Consider the following 19,814-nt stretch of genomic DNA (forward strand, 5'->3'; position numbering starts at 1 on the left):
GAACACACCCGCATCCCGTCGGAGTCCCTCCCGGTACGTGTTAGCGACTTCGGTACGACCGTGTCCGCAACGGGACGACCGACGATTCAGTCGTCGAACCACGCGTCGAGCATCGCTTCGACCGCCTCGTCCTGCGAACGGACGTGTTCGCGTTCGGGGTCGCTCCGGAACTCCATCGGTCGGAGGTCACCGACAGCGACCCGACGAGCGTCCAGTTGCGCGGCCGCCGCGACTTTCTCGTCGTCCAGCACGAAGGGGGCACCGCCGGTCGCTCGGGCGTCCCAATCGACGAGCGACCGGGCCTCGTGCAGGGCGTCCACGCCGCCTTCCCAGCAGTCGTGACAGCACCGGAATTCGAGCGTCCCGCCGTAGTCGCCGACTTCGGTGGGCGAGGGACCGCCTCGCATCGCCGCCCCCCAGACCAGACCGAGTGAATCGACGACGACGTACTTCTCGTCGTCGCTCCCGCAAGCGGCGCAGGCCGTCGGTTCGTCGGTGTAGGGCCAGTCGTCGATGACCGTCTCCATGTCTCGAACGTGGCGGCGTTCCAACAAATACGTACTCCTTCGAATCGAACTCGACCACGGTCGTCCGAAGCGAGGTCACCCCGCCAGAAACGCCGCCACCGCCCGGTCGAACCGTCGTTTTCGCTCCTCGAACGCGGCGTGGCCGGTGCCCTCCAAGAGGTTCAGTCGGGCGTCGGGAATCGCGTCCGCCGTCTCGCGGAGGACTCCGCTGGGGTAGAAGTGGTCCTCGGTTCCGCCGACGACGAGCGTCGGGGCCTCGACGTCGGAGAGGCGGTCGGTCGCGTCGTGGTCGAGGCACGCCCGACACGAGACCGCCACGTCAGAGACAGCGGCCGGTTCCGACATGAACGGGCGGCCCACCGTCCGAATCAGCGGGGGATAGACCCACCGCCGGTAGTCGGTGTAGGTGACCGGAATCGAATCGAGGTAGACGTCGAACCACCGGCCCCGGTCGGCCCAGTCGGCCCACCGCCGGAGGGTGTGTCTCCCCGCCGTCCCGACCCGGCGTCCGGAGACCCCGAGGACGAGTCGTCGGACCAGTTCCGGGGCGTCGGCCGCGAGGTGCTGGGCGACGAGACCGCCGAGCGAGACGCCGAGGACGTCGGCGGGCGCGAGGTCGAACTCCCGCAACACGTCGGCGTACTCGGCGGCCATCTCCCGCGTCGTGGTACCCTCCGGCAGGTCGCGTCGGCGACCGACGACGTAGACCGCGTGGTCCTCCGCGAACGACCGGTAGTAGTAGCGTTCGAGCAGGAGACCGAAGTACCGGGGCGGCCGGTCCGGTTGGAAGGCGTCGGTCAGTCCCGCGAAGACGACCAGCGTCCGGGGTCCGTCGCCGAACGTGACGTACGGATACCGCCCCGCCGACCCGGCCAGAACGCCGCGTTCCCGTCCCATGGAGCGTGTCACGACAGCGCGACGAAAAGAAGTTCGGGTGGGTGCTTCGTCGGACCCTACGGGAGCAACACCGCCAGTCCGACGAGATTCCAGACGACCAGTCCGAGACCGTAGAAGAGCAGTTTGGCCCGGACCGAGTAGTTCGAACTCGACCCCGGTAGGAGTTCCATCCCCTCCACCATGTTTCCCGAGTCGGCGCTCTCGGCGCCGCCGACTCCGGCGGCGGGCGCGGCACCCGCCTCGCCCGCCCCGAGGACGACGAACAGGACGCCTGCCCCGGCGAGGAGCAGGAGAGTGAGACCGGTGCTGAAGACGAGGTAAGCGACCCCGACAGTCGCGACCGCGGCGAGGAGGGTGTAGCGGAGGACGGGGACGAGCAGGGCGTTCCAGTCCATACCCGAAAGTTGGGTATCTCCGACAATAAACGTTCGTTCGGTCGCGGCGGGGAGGTTACTCGTCGGTTCGCTCGTCCAGCACGACGGGGACCCCGCGCTCGGCCACGTCGGCGGCGAACGCGCCCGAGTCGGTCTCCAGCGCCGCGAAGGTGTCGTAGTGAACCGGGAGCACGAGGTCGGGGTCCATCTCCTCGGCGAGGGCCGCGGCCTCGTGGCGGTCCATCGTGAACGACCCGCCGATGGGCGGACAGAACAGCGACACGTCGAGTTCGGCGTGGCCCGGGAGCGCGTCGGAGTCGCCCGGCCAGAAGACCGTCACGTCCTCGCCTCCCCGTCCGGGGAGCGTGAGGTGGTAGCCGACGCCGAAACCCTCGGGGTGGTAGGGGTCGCCGCTCGCGTCGGTGTGCGGGCCGTCGGGGTCGTTGTAGCCCGCGACCGACCGCACGATGACGTCGCCGAACAGTCGGTCGTCGGCCTCGTCCACCCTGACGAACTCGTACGGGAGGTCGCGCAGGTCCTCGACGTCGCGGTCGATTTTCGGGGGGTAGACCGCCTCGTAGACGACCAGCGTGGCGTCGTCGCCCGCCACCCGACGAATCGCGTCCGAGTCGTAGTGGTGGTCGTGGGTCACGAGGACGAGGTCGCCGTCCTCCGGGCGGTAATCGCGAGCGTCCGGGTGGCCCGCGTCGGGCGAGTCGGGTCGCCACTCGCCGGTGAGGGTCCCGTACCGGCCGGGGTCCGCGTAGACGACCGTGCCGTCGGGGGATTCGAGTCGGAGACCGGCGTATCCGAGCCACGTCGCGAGGAGTCCGTCGTGTCGAACCGTCATGGCCGGGAGTTGGCGTGGCCGGTCCTAAATCGTTCGGCATCGGTGCGAGGGCGGGGGACCACGAGCAGGTCGTACCGATTCTCACGGGGAGTTTACTCGGACCGTCGAATCAACCGACGAATAACCCCGCGCACGGAGTCCCGGAAGAACGAGAAACGTTACATTCTTGACTGTAACGGGTGGTTTCGAGAACGTGCCCTCCCAGCTATCGTCGGTCGCACCGAAAGAGGTCGCAGGTGGCGTCGTCGTCGTACTCGTCGCCGTCGCCCTCGTGGCGTTCGATTACTATCAGCCTTCCCTCCCGGTCGCCGCCTCGATTGTGCTACTGGCTGGCGTCACGGCCGTGAGCGGTCTGAAACCGTTCGGCGACACGGTCGCGTACCACCTCCTTCAGGCGGGCGCGTTCGCCGTCTACGGACTCGTAGTGGTCGTCACGGAGGGATTATCGGTCCTCCCCGCCCTCTTCGTGGTCGTCGGTCTGGTCGGCGTCTCGAACTACGCGTGGAAAGCGGCACGTCGGGGTATCTGGAGGACTGTCGGGCGATAGGTCGCGGTCGGCCAGCGTCAGTCAGTCGCCGTCACTCCGAAACGCCCGGAGCATGTCGCGCTTGGTCGATTGGCACTCGACCTCGGTGAGACCGCGCTCGGTGAAGATGCGGTTCCAGTTCCGGTAGTAGAGCGGGAACTCACCGTCCACGTAGTTGACGCCGCGCCGCGCCGCCAGTTCGCCGTCGGAGTCGCGGTCTCCCGGTTCGGCGTCGTTCCCGGTGTCGCTGCCCTCGGCGCGGTCCGACTGGCTCTCGATGTTTCGGTCCGACTCCGCCTCGCCGTCGCGGTTCTCGTTCTCCACAGTGACGAGCAGGTCGCCGGTAATCCGGGCCAGTTCGCCGAACACCGCCTCGTCCTCGGGATGGATGTGCTGGAGCGTCTCCACCGAGAAGACGGCGTCGAAGCGGTCGTCCTCGAACGCCGCGACGGCGTTCTCGATGGCGTCGTTGTAGAAGGTTCCGTCTGCCGCGAGGTCGGGGTAGGTCTCGGCCATCACGTCGAAGGCCTCGTCGTTGATTTCGACGCCGTGGAGGTCGTCGTAGCCGTTGTCGCGGAGGTGGGCGAGGTGTCGGCCCGAACTGCACCCCAACTCCACGACGGCCGCGTCCGACCCGACGAACGAGTCGAGCAGGTCCAGAATCAGTTCGCTCGTCTCGTCGGGTCCGTAGTAGGCGTAGTAGCTCGGCGAGTACTCCCCCGAACGCTCCGCCCACTCCTTACGGACTTCGTTAGAATCCACTGGTATCGAGACGGACTGTGAGCGTAAAGCCTCACTGGTATCCGGACGCCCCGGCCCCGCTTTCTCACTGCCGAGCGCACCGCAGTCGGCATGCTCGTCGCGTCGCTCGGGGGCTACGCCGTCCGACCGGCGGTCTTATCCGACTCCCCGGTGAATTTCGGGGGCACATGGTCGCCTCGCCGCTGGTTCCGGTCGTCGTCTTTCTGGTCGGCATCGGGGTCGTCGTCTGGAGCGTCGAGGAGTTCGTCGAACACGTCGCGGAGGCCGCGGTGGACCTCGGCGTCTCTGCGTTCCTGCTCACCGTGGTGCTGGCCGGAATCGACCTCGAAAACGCCGTGCTGGGGGTCGCGGCCGCGGCGGGCGACCTGCCGGACGTGGCGCTGGGCACCGTCTTCGGCGAGGCGCTGTTCATCCTCGGCGCGGCGGTCGGACTCGCGGGCGTCGCGATTCCCTTCGAGACCGAGACGCCGCGGGAGTATCTGGCGCTGACGGCCGTCTCGCCCGCGCTCCTCGGCCTGCTCTCGCTCGACGGCCGACTGTCGCGCCTCGACGGACTCCTGCTACTCGTCGGCTTCGCGCCGCTGCTCTGGGTGGTCTACCGACGCGAGGCGAGGCGGACGACCCGATATCTGGAAGCCGAGGAGGCCGACGAAATCGAGGCGGAGGTCCGAGAGGGTTCGGACGCGGCCGGCGGGGACGACCGCGAACTGGTCGAACTCGGCGTCCTCCTGCTCACCGTCGTCGGCATGACCGCGGGGTCGGAGTTGGCGGTGATGGGCGCCCGCGACGTGCTCGCCGCCTTCGACATCGCGGGACTCGCGTTCGGCGCGACCGTGATGAGTTTCGTCGCCAGTCTGGAGGAGATTCTGCTCACGGTCGAACCCGTCCGGGACGGCCGCCCGGAGGTCGGCGTCGGCAACGTCGTCGGAAGCACGCTCTTCTTCGTCACGGCCAACGCGGGCGTCGTCGCGCTCGTCCACCCGCTGGCGCTGTCGAGGACGGTGTTCGCGGTCCACTGGCCGTTCTTCCTCGGGTCGCTGGCGCTCGTGTTGGCGTTCCTCTCCCGAGGCCGCGTCGGTCGTCCGGAGGGTGCGCTACTGCTCGCGGTGTACGCCGGGTACTGGGCGGCGAACTACCTGCTGTGACGTGAGCGGGGTTTTCGGGTCCGTAGCGGTTTTCGGAGATGGCTCAGGGTCGGTCCTCTCTGCCGAGTGTTGGAGCAGTTAGACCGCGCCCGCACCCCGAAAGACCAGTTGGACCGCGACTGCACCGCGAATCCGGACGGAACCCAGAAGCCAGCTAGTGACTGCTTGAACAACTGAGGACCGCACCGCGACTGAACCGCAACCGCACTGCAACGTCACCACGACCGCACTTGGGCCGCGGGCCTCACGCCTCCCCAGCCTCCTCGTTCACTCCCCCACTACGTTCGGTCGTTTTACTTGTCCCTCGCGCGACGGCGGCGTGCCACGAGGCCACGCAAGCGCGCGCCGAACTGGAGGCAGGCCGGTCGCGTTTCGTCGGAGGGACTCCCCGGCACTCACTGCTCGTCGGCCAGTCGCTCGACGCGCTCCAGCGAGTCGGCGTTCTCGGGGTCCTTGTCCTCCCGCACGCCGAGGAATCTGGGGAACCGCAGGGCGTACCCCGACGAGTAGGTCGGCGACGCCTGAATCTCCTCGTAGCCCACCTCGAAGACGACCTTCGGAGCGATTTCGACCTCCTGACCGTCTTGAGTCCGGACGTGAGGTTCGAGGAGTTCGGTCAGGTCCGCGAGTTCCTCGTCGGTGATTCCGGTGGCGACCTTGCCCAGCGTCTCGAACTCCTCGCCCGCATCGTCTGCGCGCGCCGAGAGCAGGAACGTCCCGAGGAAACTCGCTCTCCGCCCCTCGCCCCACTCCGCGCCCGTGACCACGAGGTCCAGCGTCTCCACGTCGGGCTTGCGCTTGAGCCAGTTCTTCCCCCGGCGGCCCGGCGAGTAGGTCGAGTCTGGGTTCTTGAGCATGATGCCCTCGTGGCCCGCGTCGAGCGCCTCGGCCTCTATCTCGGCGATTTCCTCGGGGTCGCCGCTGACCCAGAGTTCGGAAACTCCCGCCTCCAGAACCGCTTCGAGTCGGTCGTGGCGCTCGGTCAAGGGTGCGCGGAGCAGGTCGTCTCCCTCCGCGTGGAGACAGTCGAAGGCGAACAGGTCGAGTTCGACCTCCTCGCGGGCGCGCTCGACGTCGTGCTTCCGACGGAAGCGCCGCAGAACTTCCTGAAACGGCAGCGGCTCGCCGTCCTCCGTGGCGACGACCTCGCCGTCGAGAATCGCGGGCGCGTCGAGGTGGCGCTCGACGTGTTCCACGACTTCGGGGAGCGCGTCGGTCACGTCCTCCATGTTTCGCGAGAAGACGGCGACGTCGCGGTCGGTCGAATCGTCTCGCTCGCTCGCGCCGGTCGCGCTCGCGTCCGCACCGCCCCACGCGAGACCGTCGGGGTCGTAGTGAATCTGGACGCGAGCGCCGTCGTACTTCCACTCCACCGCGACCTCGTCCCAGTCGTCGAGCGCGTCGCCGACCGTCCCGGCCTGCGCCAGCATCGCCTGCACCGGACGGCCGAGTTCGAGGTCCATCGCGTCGAGACCGGCCTCGCCTTCGTCGCGGGCCACGCGGGCCACCTCGCCGTAGTCGTTCGACACCTGTAGCGCGCGCTCGACCGACTCGACCGACACGTCGAACGCTCGCGCGGTGGCGTCCCGGACGGTGCCCTCGCCGACGCCGATGCGCATCTCCGAGAGGACGAGGCGCGCGAGGTAGCGGGCTTCCTCGTTGCTCGCCCGGTTGAACAGGCCGAACAGGACGTCTATCTTCTTGTCCTGACTGCCGGAGCCTTCGGCGGCCGCGAGCGCGTCGAGTTCGTCTGCGACTTCCGCGACAGTGAGGTCGTTCGTTCCGCCGCTGGCGTCTCCGCCGCCCCCGCCGCCGGAGGTGAAGGCACCGAGTCCCTGCTGGCCGCCGAAGTCGTAGCTCGCGGCCACCTCGCCCACGTCGCCCACGTCGGCGAGACGGTCCTCCACGTCGTCGGCCGAGACGTTGGTCCCGGCGGCCCGTGCGATGGCCTCGTAGCAGTAACTCGGCCCGATGTCGAGGGTCCGCGAGGACCACGCCGGGAACACCCGGCCCTGCACGAACCGGGCTAACACGGGGAGGTCGTCGTTCGCGTCTTCGAAGAGCGTCGTCACTCGCTCGACGATGTCGGTGTCGGCGCTCAGCGCTTCGATTTCGGCGGCCGTCTCGGCGAACTCCCCGAACTTCATCGAGCGAAGGTAGTCGGCACCTCGGATTAAACGGTTCGACTCCGCGTGCCGGACTCCGGGCGTGATGGTGGTGGTAGAACTCCCGTCGGCGGACGGTGGTCGAGACTCGGGCTGCAATAGTTTCTATAGGGTAACACTTTTCGCGCCGGAGCGTGCCAGTCACGGGCGATGCCCTCCACCGACGACGCGCCCGACGCTCCGACCGACTCGCGGTCCTTCGGGACCCGACTTCAGGTCGGATGGGAGCGAGCGACCCGCAACCTCCCGCTCGCGTTCGTTCCGCTGTTGTCCAGTCTACTCGCACCCGACAACCTCCGGCGAGTCCGCTCGTACGAGGGGAACTACTTCGGTCTGGCCCTGCAGCTCCCCTCGTCGCTTCCCGACCTCTGGACGTTCGTGAGCCTCCCGAATGGGGAACCCGGAATCCACGTATCGCCGACGCTCTGGCTCCTGCCCGTACTGGTTCCGTTACAGGCCGCACTGGTCGCCGGTCTGCTCGGGAGCGCTCACGAGTTCACCCGGACCGGCGGGTACGACTTCGCGGCGAACGTCCGCCGGTACTTCGTCCCGGTGCTGGTTTTCGTCGCGCTCGTCAGGGCCGTTGCGCTCGGCACCGGCGCTCTCGCCACCGCCGCGCTCCCGGTCGTCTTCCTCGTTGTCCCCCTCCTCCTCCTCGTGCTGTCGTACGTCTTCTACGCGACGCCGTACCTGCTGGTGGTCGAGGACGCCTCGGTGGGCGAGGCGCTGGCCACGAGCTACGACTGGGCGACCGAAGGCGGCCCGTACCTCGCCTACGCCGCTGGCTATCTGCTCGTCGTCTTCGCCGTCTCTGCCGTCGGTTCGGCTTTCGTCGTGAACCTCGGCGTACTCGGCGCCGCGGTCGGCGCGGTGGTTTCGGCCCCGCTCGCGCTCGCACTGACGTTCACCACCGTCGAGTTCGTCGCCGACATGGGCGTCGGGCGCGGTGCCGGAGGGGACACGCGGCCCGGGAGCGGAGGCGGCGGCCGCGGTGCCGGAGACGGCGACGGAAGCGAACCAGACGCTGACCGCAGCTTCTACCGTGACCTCGAAGGGGAGTCCGACCGAGACGACCGATGGTCGGTCGAGTACCGAGACGAACGAGCGGCAGACAGAGACCGAGACGAACCGGGAACTGACTGGAACCCACGGGAGGGCTGGTAGATGCTGGCGGTCAGACTGCTCCACGTCCTCGGCATGGCGCTCGCGCTCGGCGGTGCGACCCTGACGTGGTGGCTGTTCCGGCGGGACGCCGCGTCGGAATCGCCCACGCTCGACGTCGCGGCGGCCTACGAGCGGGGATTCTGGGCGGCGACGGGCGTCATCGTGATGACCGGCGTGGGTAATCTCGGGAGCCTCGCGCCCTTCGTCCCGACCGCGGGGACGCGCTGGGGGGCTGCGTTCACGGCGAAGTTATTGGTCGTGCTACTCGTCCTCGCGCTCTCGGTGGTCCGAACGCTCGTCGTCGCGCGGTGTCGCCGAACTGCGAGGCGGTGTACGAGAGTCGGAGCCGATTCTGAATCCACGACAGAACAGTCGGGCCAGAGCACCGAGATTTCGAGTGGGGATACCGAGATGCCGAGTCGGAGAGCGGAGTGGTCGGACCGGGGAACCGAAACGCTCCGAGTCGCCTACGGCGCGACCGCGCTATCGCTGGCGCTGCTCGTCGCGCTGGCGGAGGTGTTGGCGCATGGGTGAGGGGACTGACGGGACCACGTCGGACGAGGGGCCGCCAACCGAAACCAGCGCGTCGAACGCGCCGGGAATATCTAGCGAGTCCGGCGCGTCCGCGGACGAGTTCGACACGTCCGCCGACGACTCGGACACGTCTTCCGAGGACTCGGACGCGCTCGTGGCTGACGACCCTCTCGTGGACGACGACCCTCTCGTCGTCTGGGCGCTCGCGTCGTTCCACGTCGCCGCACTCGTCGCGGTCCTCGTCGTCGGTCTCTACACCGCGGGGTCGCTCGGCGACCTTCTCGGCGGTCTCGACACGGTCGTCGGTCTCGCGCTCTACCTCGCGCTCTGGGCGAGTACGTGGTGGACGACCCGGCGCGTCCTCGGCGCGGTGGCAGACGCAGGTACCGACGCTTCGGCGCTCACCGTGGTCGGCGCTGGCGGCCGGTGGGGCGGCGTCAACGGCGTCTGCTTCCTCTGGGTGCTGCTGTTCGTCGCCGCGGTTCCCGGGGCCGACGTCACCCTCGCTGGCGTCCTCTACTTCCTCGCCTTCGGCGGTATCGGGTCGATACTCGCGCTCGGCGTCGGCGGTATCGTGGGCGTGCTGTTCGCTGTCCTCGACCTCGCGCTGTTCCGGGCGGCGCGAGGTCTCACCCCCGCGTCTGCGTCCCCGCCTGCAGCCGACTCGAACTCGCAGCACAGGAATCGGGACGACGACACCTGATGGACAGCAGGCCCGTGGATTCAAGGGAATCCCGTGTGTCGTACCCCGTATGCCCGAGTCCGACCTCGCGGCGCAGGTCGAAGACGTGCTCTCGGTGGACCCCGACGAGTTCCAAGCGCAGGTCGAAGCGGACGCCGAGGTCATCGTCGAGGAGATAGACGCGGGAACGTTCGACAATCCGCAGGCCATCATCGGCTTCGAGTACGAGTTCTACGCCGTGAACGCCGAGACGTCCGCGCTCCAGCGCGTCCCGCGGCGACTCCTCGAACTCATCGGCTTCGAGAAGGAACTGGGTCTGCACAACGCCGAGATGTCCACGAGTCCGCAACCGCTGAACCCGCACGGACTCGCCGCACAGGAGGCCGAGGTGAAGGCCCGCCTGTCGGCCGCCGAGGACCGGACCGGTTCCGAGGGGATGCGACTGGTCAGCGACGCCATGTGGACCATCCCGCCCGAGGGCGAGACCGCACGACGGTATCTGACCGACAGCGTCGAGGACCGCGGGGTCCGCATCGCCTCGAACATGAGCGACTCGGTGCGCTACCACGCGATGGCCAACTCCGAGGCCAGCGTCGGGATGCGGTTGGAGGCTCCCCACGTGGACCTCGAAGCCGACACCGTGATGCCCGAGAGCCTCATCACCTCGATTCAGCCCCACTATCAGGTGCCCCACGCCCGGGACCTGCCGACCTACTTCCAGTACGCGATTCGCATCGCCGCTCCCCTGCTCGCGCTCGGGGTCAACTCGCCGTTCTTCCCGCCGGACCTCTACGCCCCGGACGCCGACCCCGAAGAGATACTGGCCGACGGGGTGGACGAACACCGCATCAGCGTCTTCGAGACGGTCCTGAATCGAGACGGCGACGACCCCGACAAGGTTCGGTTCCCGCGCGACGTGGAGAGCGTCGAGGAGGCCGTCGAGCGCGTCGTCGAGGACCGGACCATCGTCCCGATGCCTGTGGCGACCAGCGACCGATTCGACGACGAGTTCGCCCACTTCAGGCTGAAACACGGCACCTACTGGCGGTGGGTCCGGCCGGTGTTCGGCGGAGCCACCCGGTCGGACGCCAACGCCCGCATCGAGTTCCGACCCATCGCGGCCCAACCGACGGTCAGGGACTCCATCGCGTTTCAGGCGGCGTTCGCGGGTCTCGTGGAGTCGATGTTCCGGCGCGAACACCCGGTCCGACATCTCGACTGGGTGGTCGCCAAGGACAACTTCTACGGCGCGGCGAAGGACGGTCTCGACGCCGACATCTACTGGATTACCAACAGCGGCGAGGAGACGACCGACCACGAAGCGGTGTACGAGGACATCTTCGCCCACGCGAAGGACGGTCTCCAGTCGCGAGGTCTCAGCGACGAGGAGGCCGCCAAGTACCTCTACCCGCTCCGCCAGCGCGCCCGCCACCGGTTAACTCCCGCGAGTTGGAAACGCGGGCGGGTCCGCGAGCGACTCGACGACGGCGAGCGCTTCGAGGACGCGGTGTACGGGATGCAGGCCGAGTACATCGAGAGGCAGGCCGAGACGCTCATCGACGGGACGTTCGCCGACTGGGTCGGCCGCGGCGACACCGAACTCGAACGCGAGGAGTAATCCGTAAGCGGGAGTTTCTTGTCGGATAGCTACCACTCCGACGTATGGTCTCCGCTCTCTCCAGACGGTCCGCCCTCCTCGGAGTCGCGTCGGGCCTGCTCGGTTTCGGCGCGGTCCGGGCCGCCGACTCTGACGACTCGCACGGTGAGGACCCCGGTGGCCGGGCCGCCGGAACCGACGCCGACCTCGACTGGCCGATGGCGCGATACGACGCCGCGGGCACCGGCTACGACCCCGATGCGTCCGGGCCGAAAGACGGCGTCCGGGTGAAGTGGCGTCGAGAACCGGAGGCGTTCTTCGGCGGAACCGAGTCGCCGATTCTGTCCGGCGACACGCTCTACGCCACCGGACGGTCTCTCCTCGCGCTCGACGCGACGACGGGCGAGACGCGCTTCGCTCACGAGGGGTCCTACCGGTCGAGTCCGCGCGCGCCGACGCCGAGGCGTACACCACCGACACGCTGGCAGTCACCGCTCCGGCGGGCGTGTTCGGCCTGAACGCGGGCGGTGGCATCCGACTGTTCGACAGGGAGTTCGGCGTCGAGCGGTGGCACGGTCCCGGCCACGAGTCGCGGTTCGGCGTCTTCGGCCCGCCGACCGCGGTTCCGCCGGTCGCCGCCGACGGGACGATTTACGCCGCGATTCCGGGCACCGAACACGTAGTGGCGCTCAACGCGAGCAGCGGGCGCGAGCGCTGGCGACGGTCGCCCGGCGACGAACTCCACCGCCCGGCCGTCAGGGGCGGACGACTGTTCGCGGTCAACTGGCCCCACCGCGCGAGCGCCTACGTCGCCGAGACCGGCGAGCGACTGTGGCAGGCCGAACTCCCCGAGCAGATGGTCCTCCCGCCGACCGCGACGAGCGACGGCGTGGTCGTCCCCGAGCGAACTGGCATCACGGCGCTGAACGCGAGCGACGGCAGTGTGCGCTGGCGGTTCGACCACGACGGGAACGCGACCGAGGGTGCCGCCGCGGTCGCTGAGGGGCGGGTGTTCGTTCAGTCGGCCGGGGGCGACGGGGCGCTACACGCTCTCGACCTCGAAACCGGCGAGGAGTACTGGTCGGCCCCGGTCCGGGGCGAGGGGACGCCCGTGGTCGCCGACGGCGTGGTCTACGCCGGAGCGCACGACGAACTCGTCGCGGTCGATGCCGCGGACGGGAGGGTTCGCTGGCGCTACGACTCTCGCCTGCCGCTCTCGACGCCCGCCGTCGGCGATGGCGTGCTGTACGCCGTGGCTCACGACCGAATCGTCGCGCTGGAGGAGGACCGATGAGCGCCGACGCGTCCGCGGGAAATCCCAGTGAACCGCCCGCGGAGAACGTCGCCCACGAACGTTTTCCGGGTACGTCGTTCTCGGGCGTCCTCGGGAAGTCGGTCGCCCGCATCGTCACCGACCCCCGACTCCCGCTCCCGTTCGTCGTCGCAGGTCTCGTGCTGACCGCGGTCGGCCGCCTCCGCGCCCGCGACTCGATTCCGACGACCACGCCCGACCTCGCGGGCGACACGACCGTCCGCATCGCGTACCATTTCTACCCCACCGGGCTTCGAGTGACGGGGACGCGTCTCGCGGCGCTGGTGGACCTCGAACCCGGCTATCTGGCGTGGGTGGTGGGGTCGGAACTCGCGGCCTTCTTCGCGGTGAGCGTCGCGGGGTGGCTCACCCTCTCGCGGGCCACGGACGCCGGTTCGGGGGACCGTCTCCCCCGCGAGCGACTCGCCACCTACCTCGGACTCGTCGTCGCCGCTAGACTCCTCTTTCAGTCGTTCGCGGTGTTCGACGGACTCGGCTTGTTCGCTGTCGTCGGACTCGTCGCGTTCGCAGTGGTCTCGGTCCGACTGTTCGCCGCGCCAGCGCTGGTCGTCACGGGTCTCGGTCTCCGCGCGGCGGTTCGAGAGAGCGCCCGGCGGTCGGTCGGCGAGGGCGCGACGGTGTTCGGTCTCGTCGTCCTCTTCGGACTCTCGGCGTGGCTCCTCGGGAGCGTTCCGGTCGTCGGGACCCTCCTTAGCACCGCAGTCGTGGCACCGATTCACGCGGTCGCTGCGGTCGTCTTCGCGGAATCGACCGGATAGCGGCACCGCTAGCGTACTCCTATCCCCGGAGAAAATTACGGTGAAAAGCGTCCCGAACGTCGAGAGAAACGCCGCCAGTTACAGCGCGGCGTCGTAGTCTTCGTAGTCGGAGATTTCGACGCCTTCCTCGTCGATTTCGGCGAGCCACATACCGTTACCGGAGGCGGTGTCGCGTTCGACCGCGCTCTTCAGTGCACGGATGGCGACCTCGCGGGCGTCGTCCTGACTGAGGTCCTCGTGGTAGTCCTGTTCGAGGACACCGAGCGCGAACTGCGACCCGGACCCGGAGACGCTGTAGGTCTCCTCGGTCACGCCGCCGAGCGCGTCGTAGGAGTAGATGTGGCCGCCTTCCTCGTCCACGCCGCCGAGAACCGGGACCGTGATGAGGAACGCGCCCGAGCGCAGGAGGTTGCTCGTCAGCGTCGAGAGCGCCTCCATGCTCATGTCCTCGCCGCGGCGGGTCTCGTAGAGGTTGTTCTCGACTTCGAGGTTCCGAATGAGCGACTGGGCCGCAGAGACCGACCCCGAGATGGTGAGCGCGCCGGTCGGGTGGACCGCTTCCACCTTCTGAGCGGTCTTCGAGGAGACCATGTGGCCGAGACTCGCTCGCTGGTCGGTGACCATCACGACGCCGTCGGCGGTCGTCAGACCGATGGTCGTGGTACCGGTCTTCAGTTCTTGGATGTCCTCGGTATCGACCGAACGGTCCGGAATAGAGCCGATTTCGGGGGCGTACGGGTTGGTGTCGTCGGGTTCGAGACGTGCGGCGTTCTGGGAGAACTCTGAACCGTGCATTGGGCTACGCATTGGCTGTTTGTAGTTCGCCTGCACTGATAAAACCCACTCTTCAGGTGAACGACGCCGCCGCGTCGCCGCCAGCCGAATGCAGTCGCTGGGCGGGCGAGTACGACGTCGAAAAATTCGGTCTTTACGTCGTCGTTTCGTAGGTCTGTTCGAGTTTGTTCACCACTCTGTGGGCCGGGAGCGTGAAGCCGACCTGTCGGGTGGCGATGGCGAACGGCAGCAGGAGGATGCTGGCCGCGACGCTGAACTGGTACAGGGCGAACAGTATCGCGTTGTGGAACCGAGTGGGCATCGGAGTTCGTACCTCGAGCGAGGGTCGGCCGACCGTATATAAAAGAGTTTCTGAAATATAAATTTCATAATGGTCTATGCTGTCGTTTCATGGCGTCGCCCTCTTGCGATTCAATTCTGGTTGCGTTACGTCCAACTGAGGCGGGACGCCGAACCGCGCGGACGTAGGCGTCGGCTTGGCGACGGTCGGTGTACGCATAACTTACGAGAATTATCCGGTTCACGTGCGCGGTCGGCGCGCGGCCGACACGCCGGTCTGGCGCGGAGCGCTGGCCGTCGCGAAACCGAAAGACACGAACCCTCACGGGACGACTCCCCGATATGAGCAACTATCTCGTTGCGATGGAGGCGGCTTGGTTGGTACGCGACGTAGAGGACATCGACGACGCCATCGGCGTCGCGGTCAGCGAGGCCGGAAAGCGACTGAACGACCAGAGCATGGACTACGTCGAGGTCGAAGTCGGCGCGACCGGATGCCCGGCCTGCGGGGAACCGTTCGACTCGGCGTTCATCGCCGCGGGTACCGCGCTCGTCGGACTCCTGTTGGAGATGAAGGTCTTCAACGCCGAGGGCGAGGAACACGCCCAGCGCATCGCCAAGAGCGAGGTCGGCGGCGCGCTCCGAGACGTGCCCCTCGAAGTCGTCGAGACCATCGAGTACGAGGAGGACGAGGAAATCGAACTCGGGAAGGACGAGTAGGCGACTCCCGCAACTCGACCCGTCCTCGCTCCGACTCTCCCCACGCGAAGCGACCCTCATAAGAGGAAGCGCGGACGCCGCGACGCGAACCGTGTTCGAATTCCGGACGGGAGAACGCGGCGTTATCGAATCTGCTTTTCGAGGACGATTTCGTCGTAGTCGCGATACTCCAGCGGATACGTACCCGTCCGTTCGTATCCGCGCCGACGATAGAACTCGGGGAGGTACGGGTGGTCTTCCGGCGTCGTGAGCCAGACGGTGGCGTAGCCACAGTCTCGCGCGGTTCGCTCCGCGCGGTCCAGCAACAGACTCCCGACGCCCTCTCCCTTTTGTCGCTCGCGAACGCCGAGACGGCTGAGTTTGACGCGCTCCGGGTCGGTCTCTTCGAGGCGCACACCACCGACGAGTTCGCCCTCGGTCACGGCGACGAGGACTCGGTTCTCCCGAACCCACTCCGAGACTTCGTCCTCGGTTACGGATTCCGCTTTCGCCGGGAAGCCGAGTCGTCGGTTCTCCCGATACGCGCTCCGGTACACCTGCGCGAGTTCCCCGGCGTCTGTGACCGTCGCTCGCTCGACCTGACACCCGTTCATTCACTTCACGAGTGCATCGGAGATGACGTGAAGATTTCGACACTTCGAGGCGTGAGACCGCGTAGCCGAGGCGGTCGGCCTCCGCCAGGCGGTAGTCCGAAGCTTTATTTATAACCCGTGGTTATCCCCGAACATGGAACTGCCGACGCCCCAAGACCTCCGGGAACGCCGGACCGAACTCGGTCTGACTCAGAGCGAGTTGGCCGACCGCGCGGGCGTCTCTCAGCCGCTCATCGCCCGCATCGAAGGCGGCGACGTGGACCCCAGACTCTCGACGCTCCGCCACATCGTGGACGCGCTCGAAGAGTCCGAGGGCGACATCGTCCGCGCGGGCGACCTGATGCACGAGGACGTCGTCAGCGTGGCTCCCGACGACCCGGTGAACCGAGCGGTCTCGAAGATGCAGGAGGAGGGCTTCTCGCAGATGCCGGTCATCGAAGACGGCGTGCCGGTCGGCTCTATCAGTTTCGAGGACCTGATGAGCGTCGGCGAGGACGCCCGCGACCAGCCCGTCAGCGAGTTCATGGGCGAGAGCTTCCCGACCAAGTCCCGAAACGCCACGCTCGACGAACTCAGCACCGACCTCGGCCACAACAAGGCGGTCGTCGTGACCGAGCGCGGCAACACTGTCGGCATCATCACCGAGGCCGACATCGCGGCGCGACTGTCGTAACCGGCCGACTGTCTCCCCCGAACCCACTTTTCTCTCCGACCGACCGCCGCAGTAGTCGCTCCGGTCGTCGTTCTCATCGACACGTTCTCGTCGTCGTCCGCCGCTTCTCTCGAAAAGAGTTCGTATCGCGTCGCCGACTTACAGGCCGCTGTAGTCCTTCTGAATCGCACCGAGGGCGCTGACGCTCTGGTAGTTGTCGCCGGGGATTGGCTTGGGGCTGTTGTTCTGCTCGATGCCGAAGTGGAGGTGCGGTCCGGTGGAGTTGCCGGAGTTGCCCATGCCGCCGATTTTGTCGCCTCGGCTGACCTGCTCGCCGTCGGAGACCGCGAAGCTGTTGAGGTGGCCGTACTCCGTCTCGTAGCCGTTCTCGTGGACGATGTAGACGTAGTTGCCGTAACCGTCCGAGTCGTAGGCGGTGTAGGCGGTTCCGGCCCGCGCGGCGTAGACGGGCGTTCCAACGCCGGTGTCGTTGTTGTCGATGTCAACGCCGCCGTGGAACCCGCTGGAGCGCTGGCCGTAGTCCGACGAGATGATACCGTCCATCGGCCAGACGATGTCCGTCCCGGCGCTACCGCTGCCCGCGGAGTTCAGGTACCGCTCGACCGACCAGCCCCACACGTCACGGTCGAGCCAGTGGATTCCCCACCACGTGTACCCGTCCTCGTCGGTCGGCCCGTTGACGATTTCGCCGACCTCACCGGCATTCACCGTGGCGACGACGGACGACTCCGTCCCGGGTCGCTTTCGCGTGTTCAGGTCGGTGGTGGCTTCGACTCGTTCCCCCTCCGCGAACGCGCTCACGGTCCCGCTCAGTGCGGCGGTGCCGGTGATTCCCGTCGCGGCGATTCCGAGCGACTTGACGACCGTACGCCGGTTAAATTTCTGTGGCATCTCAGTTTCCAATTCCTTACTATCAGTATTAAATTATTTCTATCTTCCTTTATTACCTTATTTTATTGTCTTTTTGTAAGTACATTTCAGTTGCGTGAGTTGGTCGCCGGTTGCGACCGACCGGACCCGTCCCGGCCGCGCGAAAAGCCGAGTCGCCGGCGAACATTGAAACTTGCTCACATCCCCCACACCAAGAATTATCCGGACCGATTCCGTGGGTTCGCGGTATGACAGGCTTCTCCGACAGGGTCGAGCAGGTCTCCATCAGCGGCATCCGCGAAGTGTTCGAGGCGGCGGGCGAGGACGCCATCAACCTCGGACTCGGACAACCGGACTTCCCGACGCCGGAACACGCCCGGCAGGCCGCGGTCGAGGCCATCGAGGCCGGGAAGGCCGACGCCTACACCTCCAACAAAGGGACGCGCGAACTCCGGGAGGCCATCAGCGCGAAGCACGACCGGGACAACGACTTCTCGGTCCCGCCCGAGAACCTCGTCGCCACGTCGGGCGGGAGCGAGGCGCTCCACATCGCGCTGGAGGCCCACGTGAACGCGGGCGAGGAGGTCGTCTTCCCCGACCCCGGGTTCGTCTCCTACGACGCGCTGACCCGCCTCGCGGGCGGTGACCCCAAGCCCGTTCCCCTGCGCGAAGACCTGACCTTGGACCCCGCGACAGTCGAGGACGCCATCACCGAGGACACCGCGGCGTTCGTCGTCAACAGTCCCGCGAACCCGACCGGTGCGGTCCAGAGCGAGGACGACATGCGGGAGTTCGCACGCATCGCCGACGAACACGACGTGCTGTGCATCTCCGACGAGGTGTACGAACACATCGTCTTCGACGGCGACCACCACTCGCCGATGGCCTACGCCGAGTCGGACAACGTGGTCGTCGTCAACGCCTGCTCGAAGACCTACTCGATGACCGGGTGGCGTCTCGGGTGGGTCGCCGCCAGCGAGCGCCGCATCGAGCGCATGCTCCGGGTCCACCAGTACGGGCAGGCCTGCGCCAGCGCCCCGGCCCAGTTCGCCGCGGAGGCCGCGCTCTCCGGACCGCAGGACCAAGTCGAGGAGATGGTGACCGCCTTCGAGGAGCGCCGGGACGTCCTCCTCGACGGACTGGCCGACATGGGCATCGACTGCCCGACGCCACGCGGCGCGTTCTACGCCATGCCGAAAGTCCCCGACGGGTGGGTGGACGAGGTCATCGACCGCGGCGTCGTTGTCGTGCCCGGCGACGCCTTCGGCGACCACGGCGACGGGTACGCCCGCATCTCCTACGCGACGGACATGGAGACGCTGAAGGAGGCCATCGAGGTCATGCGCGAGGCGACGAACGCGGTCCGATAGGGACGGAACTCCTCGGTTCGTGGGGGAACTGGCTCCGTGGTACTTTCCGACTCGGTGAAATTCGGGAGTCGAGGGGTCCGTCGTGTCGGTTCCGGGTTGAGAGTCGTCTCGTTATCGCCCTGAGATTTTATCCCTTTCCCGACCGTCACGATGTATCATGCCTATCTCGCGCCGGGAGTCCGGCATCGCGCCCGCGGTCCGCGCACTGGCGTCACAGGTCCATCCCGTGTTCATGCTGCCCCCGGTCGCCTGCTCGCTGTTCGGCGGCGTGCTGGCGGGGGCGTTCGCTCCGCTGGCGGGGGCGCTTCACACGACGGCCATCTTCGCGGCGGTCTACACCGCCCACATCAAGGACGGCTACGTCGATTTCTACCTCCGCGACGAGGACGACGACCACCCGCTCTCCGAGCGCGGGTGTAAGGCCGCGCTCGCCGGTTCGACCGCGCTGTTCGCCGCCTGTCTGGCGGGCCTTTGGCTCACGGTCGGTGTCGGCGCGGTCCTGCTGACGCTCCCGACGTGGCTGGTCGCCTACCACCACGCCCCCCAATTGGACACCAACCCCGTGACCGCCACGACCGGCTACCCCCTCGGCATCGCGCTCGCCATCCTCGGGGGTTACTTCGTGCAGGCCGGGACGCTCGCGCCAATCGCGGTCGCCTTCGCGGCGGTGTTCCTCATCCTGCTCTCGGGCGTGAAGGTCATCGACGACGCGCAGGACTTCGACTACGACCGGTCCATCAGCAAGCGGACCGTCGCGGTGACGGTGGGTCCGCGACGCGCTCGGACCGCGGCCTACGCGCTGATGGCGACCGCGCTCGTCCTCGTCGTCGCGCTGGCCGCGCTCTCGGTCTTTCCGCCGAGCAGCGTGGCGCGGTCGCCGGATTCGGCGCGGTGGCGGGCGTCGCCCGCCGCGCAGACGCGGAACTGGCGACGATGCTCCTCGTCCGCGGGTCCTACGTCTTCCTCGCGCTGTTGCTGGTAGCAGTGTGGTTCCGACCGTTCACGTGAGGTTCTGTTTTCGAGGGATTGGAAAGGTCGCCGGTCTCGACGTTGTTCCGAAACCAACCGACAGAGGCGATGATTCTGGGATTCGTCAACCGCAGAACTGGGTCGAAATCCGCGTTTTGACGCCGACTGGGGGAAGTAATCCGCAACTCGCTGGAGAAACGTTCCTGTGCGCCTCCGGAAACCCGAGTTACG

At 67.5% G+C, this 19,814-nt stretch carries 22 protein-coding genes and 1 pseudogene; 13 read left to right on the forward strand and 10 right to left on the reverse strand.

The genetic code is table 11. From position 1 onward, the window contains the following. Positions 1-86 precede the first annotated feature (86 nt). The 4 genes from FXF75_RS08560 to FXF75_RS08575 all read right to left on the reverse strand — a co-directional run bounded on the left by FXF75_RS08560 (position 87) and on the right by FXF75_RS08575 (position 2,648). Entirely contained in the window at positions 87-527 is a 441-nt protein-coding gene (locus tag FXF75_RS08560) for a hypothetical protein (protein ID WP_163521474.1), read from the reverse strand. A 75-nt stretch (positions 528-602) separates the two neighbouring features. Further along, positions 603-1,424 carry an alpha/beta fold hydrolase gene (locus tag FXF75_RS08565; protein ID WP_163521475.1) on the reverse strand — a complete coding sequence of 274 codons (822 nt, stop codon included), beginning with the start codon at positions 1,422-1,424 and terminating at the stop codon, positions 603-605. Between the two features lie 56 nt (positions 1,425-1,480). Continuing rightward, complete coding sequence (locus tag FXF75_RS08570) at positions 1,481-1,819, reverse strand: hypothetical protein (RefSeq protein ID WP_163521476.1); 339 nt, start codon at positions 1,817-1,819, stop codon at positions 1,481-1,483. 55 nt (positions 1,820-1,874) lie between these two features. Beyond that, positions 1,875-2,648, reverse strand: coding sequence for an MBL fold metallo-hydrolase (locus FXF75_RS08575; RefSeq protein WP_163521477.1), 774 nt, complete (start codon positions 2,646-2,648; stop codon positions 1,875-1,877). A gap of 193 nt (positions 2,649-2,841) precedes the next feature. Here FXF75_RS08575 and FXF75_RS08580 point away from each other — a divergent pair, with 193 nt between their 5' ends. Further along, a complete protein-coding gene (locus FXF75_RS08580; protein ID WP_163521478.1) occupies positions 2,842-3,195 on the forward strand; it encodes a hypothetical protein in 354 nt (117 codons plus the stop codon). A 21-nt stretch (positions 3,196-3,216) separates the two neighbouring features. On the opposite strand, the gene FXF75_RS08585 is transcribed toward FXF75_RS08580, so the two are convergent. Next, positions 3,217-3,936, reverse strand: coding sequence for a bifunctional 2-polyprenyl-6-hydroxyphenol methylase/3-demethylubiquinol 3-O-methyltransferase UbiG (locus tag FXF75_RS08585; RefSeq protein ID WP_163521479.1), 720 nt, complete (start codon positions 3,934-3,936; stop codon positions 3,217-3,219). A 167-nt stretch (positions 3,937-4,103) separates the two neighbouring features. On the opposite strand from FXF75_RS08585, the gene FXF75_RS08590 reads away from it, so the two are divergent. Further along, positions 4,104-5,081 carry a sodium:calcium antiporter gene (locus tag FXF75_RS08590; protein WP_163521480.1) on the forward strand — a complete coding sequence of 326 codons (978 nt, stop codon included), beginning with the start codon at positions 4,104-4,106 and terminating at the stop codon, positions 5,079-5,081. Between the two features lie 395 nt (positions 5,082-5,476). Here the strand turns inward: FXF75_RS08590 and ligA are convergent, their stop codons facing one another. Next, on the reverse strand, positions 5,477-7,228 hold the full coding sequence (gene ligA / locus FXF75_RS08595; protein WP_163521481.1) for an ATP-dependent DNA ligase LigA: 1,752 nt from the start codon (positions 7,226-7,228) through the stop codon (positions 5,477-5,479). Between the two features lie 168 nt (positions 7,229-7,396). Between ligA and FXF75_RS08600 the strand changes: the two genes are divergently transcribed. Genes FXF75_RS08600 through FXF75_RS08625 form a run of 7 tightly spaced genes read left to right on the forward strand, consistent with a single transcriptional unit; the run spans position 7,397 to position 13,314 of the window. Further along, the gene (locus FXF75_RS08600) at positions 7,397-8,410 is read left to right on the forward strand and encodes a hypothetical protein (RefSeq protein WP_163521482.1); all 1,014 of its coding nucleotides are present in this window, start codon (positions 7,397-7,399) and stop codon (positions 8,408-8,410) included. After that, positions 8,411-8,944 carry a hypothetical protein gene (locus FXF75_RS08605; protein WP_163521483.1) on the forward strand — a complete coding sequence of 178 codons (534 nt, stop codon included), beginning with the start codon at positions 8,411-8,413 and terminating at the stop codon, positions 8,942-8,944. It abuts the gene before it with no gap. After that, a complete protein-coding gene (locus tag FXF75_RS08610; RefSeq protein WP_163521484.1) occupies positions 8,937-9,647 on the forward strand; it encodes a hypothetical protein in 711 nt (236 codons plus the stop codon). Before FXF75_RS08605 ends, FXF75_RS08610 begins: the two co-directional genes overlap by 8 nt. A gap of 49 nt (positions 9,648-9,696) precedes the next feature. Then, on the forward strand, positions 9,697-11,244 hold the full coding sequence (locus FXF75_RS08615; protein ID WP_163521485.1) for a hypothetical protein: 1,548 nt from the start codon (positions 9,697-9,699) through the stop codon (positions 11,242-11,244). A gap of 44 nt (positions 11,245-11,288) precedes the next feature. Beyond that, positions 11,289-11,741: a hypothetical protein gene (locus FXF75_RS22045; RefSeq protein ID WP_205427382.1), complete on the forward strand. Its 453-nt coding sequence runs from the start codon at positions 11,289-11,291 to the stop codon at positions 11,739-11,741. Continuing rightward, a complete protein-coding gene (locus FXF75_RS22050) occupies positions 11,729-12,517 on the forward strand; it encodes a PQQ-binding-like beta-propeller repeat protein (protein WP_205427384.1) in 789 nt (262 codons plus the stop codon). Before FXF75_RS22045 ends, FXF75_RS22050 begins: the two co-directional genes overlap by 13 nt. Further along, positions 12,514-13,314 carry a hypothetical protein gene (locus FXF75_RS08625; protein WP_163521486.1) on the forward strand — a complete coding sequence of 267 codons (801 nt, stop codon included), beginning with the start codon at positions 12,514-12,516 and terminating at the stop codon, positions 13,312-13,314. Before FXF75_RS22050 ends, FXF75_RS08625 begins: the two co-directional genes overlap by 4 nt. 78 nt (positions 13,315-13,392) lie before the next feature. On the opposite strand, the gene psmB is transcribed toward FXF75_RS08625, so the two are convergent. After that, positions 13,393-14,121 carry an archaeal proteasome endopeptidase complex subunit beta gene (gene psmB, locus FXF75_RS08630; protein WP_163521487.1) on the reverse strand — a complete coding sequence of 243 codons (729 nt, stop codon included), beginning with the start codon at positions 14,119-14,121 and terminating at the stop codon, positions 13,393-13,395. A gap of 121 nt (positions 14,122-14,242) precedes the next feature. Continuing rightward, on the reverse strand, positions 14,243-14,410 hold the full coding sequence (locus tag FXF75_RS22055) for a hypothetical protein (protein WP_205427386.1): 168 nt from the start codon (positions 14,408-14,410) through the stop codon (positions 14,243-14,245). Between the two features lie 320 nt (positions 14,411-14,730). On the opposite strand from FXF75_RS22055, the gene FXF75_RS08635 reads away from it, so the two are divergent. After that, a complete protein-coding gene (locus tag FXF75_RS08635; protein WP_163521488.1) occupies positions 14,731-15,108 on the forward strand; it encodes a DUF555 domain-containing protein in 378 nt (125 codons plus the stop codon). A gap of 122 nt (positions 15,109-15,230) precedes the next feature. Here FXF75_RS08635 and FXF75_RS08640 read toward each other — a convergent pair whose 3' ends face one another. Then, complete coding sequence (locus FXF75_RS08640; protein ID WP_163521489.1) at positions 15,231-15,701, reverse strand: GNAT family N-acetyltransferase; 471 nt, start codon at positions 15,699-15,701, stop codon at positions 15,231-15,233. Positions 15,702-15,834: 133 nt separating this feature from the next. Here FXF75_RS08640 and FXF75_RS08645 point away from each other — a divergent pair, with 133 nt between their 5' ends. Further along, positions 15,835-16,374, forward strand: a complete 540-nt coding sequence (locus FXF75_RS08645) for a CBS domain-containing protein (protein ID WP_163521490.1) — start codon at positions 15,835-15,837, stop codon at positions 16,372-16,374. A gap of 138 nt (positions 16,375-16,512) precedes the next feature. On the opposite strand, the gene FXF75_RS08650 is transcribed toward FXF75_RS08645, so the two are convergent. Beyond that, positions 16,513-17,265, reverse strand: coding sequence for a peptidoglycan DD-metalloendopeptidase family protein (locus tag FXF75_RS08650; RefSeq protein WP_163521491.1), 753 nt, complete (start codon positions 17,263-17,265; stop codon positions 16,513-16,515). Between the two features lie 227 nt (positions 17,266-17,492). On the opposite strand from FXF75_RS08650, the gene FXF75_RS08655 reads away from it, so the two are divergent. Both FXF75_RS08655 and FXF75_RS08660 read left to right on the forward strand, forming a co-directional pair. Further along, positions 17,493-18,614: a pyridoxal phosphate-dependent aminotransferase gene (locus tag FXF75_RS08655; protein ID WP_163521492.1), complete on the forward strand. Its 1,122-nt coding sequence runs from the start codon at positions 17,493-17,495 to the stop codon at positions 18,612-18,614. A 157-nt stretch (positions 18,615-18,771) separates the two neighbouring features. Further along, positions 18,772-19,622: pseudogene (locus FXF75_RS08660) on the forward strand (UbiA family prenyltransferase). Positions 19,623-19,814: the final 192 nt, after the last annotated feature.

Origin of the sequence: Halorussus sp. MSC15.2 (genome assembly GCF_010747475.1) — an archaeon.
In the GTDB taxonomy this organism is placed as follows: domain Archaea; phylum Halobacteriota; class Halobacteria; order Halobacteriales; family Haladaptataceae; genus Halorussus.

Coding starts and splice junctions, on each gene's coding strand:
- FXF75_RS08560 (WP_163521474.1), bottom strand. CDS start 527: ATGGAGACGGTCATCGACGACTGGCCCTACACCGACGAACCGACGGCC.
- FXF75_RS08565 (WP_163521475.1), bottom strand. CDS start 1,424: ATGGGACGGGAACGCGGCGTTCTGGCCGGGTCGGCGGGGCGGTATCCG.
- FXF75_RS08570 (WP_163521476.1), bottom strand. CDS start 1,819: ATGGACTGGAACGCCCTGCTCGTCCCCGTCCTCCGCTACACCCTCCTC.
- FXF75_RS08575 (WP_163521477.1), bottom strand. CDS start 2,648: ATGACGGTTCGACACGACGGACTCCTCGCGACGTGGCTCGGATACGCC.
- FXF75_RS08590 (WP_163521480.1), top strand. CDS start 4,104: ATGGTCGCCTCGCCGCTGGTTCCGGTCGTCGTCTTTCTGGTCGGCATC.
- ligA (WP_163521481.1), bottom strand. CDS start 7,228: ATGAAGTTCGGGGAGTTCGCCGAGACGGCCGCCGAAATCGAAGCGCTG.
- FXF75_RS08600 (WP_163521482.1), top strand. CDS start 7,397: ATGCCCTCCACCGACGACGCGCCCGACGCTCCGACCGACTCGCGGTCC.
- FXF75_RS08605 (WP_163521483.1), top strand. CDS start 8,411: ATGCTGGCGGTCAGACTGCTCCACGTCCTCGGCATGGCGCTCGCGCTC.
- FXF75_RS08610 (WP_163521484.1), top strand. CDS start 8,937: ATGGGTGAGGGGACTGACGGGACCACGTCGGACGAGGGGCCGCCAACC.
- FXF75_RS08615 (WP_163521485.1), top strand. CDS start 9,697: ATGCCCGAGTCCGACCTCGCGGCGCAGGTCGAAGACGTGCTCTCGGTG.
- FXF75_RS22045 (WP_205427382.1), top strand. CDS start 11,289: ATGGTCTCCGCTCTCTCCAGACGGTCCGCCCTCCTCGGAGTCGCGTCG.
- FXF75_RS08625 (WP_163521486.1), top strand. CDS start 12,514: ATGAGCGCCGACGCGTCCGCGGGAAATCCCAGTGAACCGCCCGCGGAG.
- psmB (WP_163521487.1), bottom strand. CDS start 14,121: ATGCGTAGCCCAATGCACGGTTCAGAGTTCTCCCAGAACGCCGCACGT.
- FXF75_RS22055 (WP_205427386.1), bottom strand. CDS start 14,410: ATGCCCACTCGGTTCCACAACGCGATACTGTTCGCCCTGTACCAGTTC.
- FXF75_RS08635 (WP_163521488.1), top strand. CDS start 14,731: ATGAGCAACTATCTCGTTGCGATGGAGGCGGCTTGGTTGGTACGCGAC.
- FXF75_RS08640 (WP_163521489.1), bottom strand. CDS start 15,701: ATGAACGGGTGTCAGGTCGAGCGAGCGACGGTCACAGACGCCGGGGAA.
- FXF75_RS08645 (WP_163521490.1), top strand. CDS start 15,835: ATGGAACTGCCGACGCCCCAAGACCTCCGGGAACGCCGGACCGAACTC.
- FXF75_RS08650 (WP_163521491.1), bottom strand. CDS start 17,265: ATGCCACAGAAATTTAACCGGCGTACGGTCGTCAAGTCGCTCGGAATC.
- FXF75_RS08655 (WP_163521492.1), top strand. CDS start 17,493: ATGACAGGCTTCTCCGACAGGGTCGAGCAGGTCTCCATCAGCGGCATC.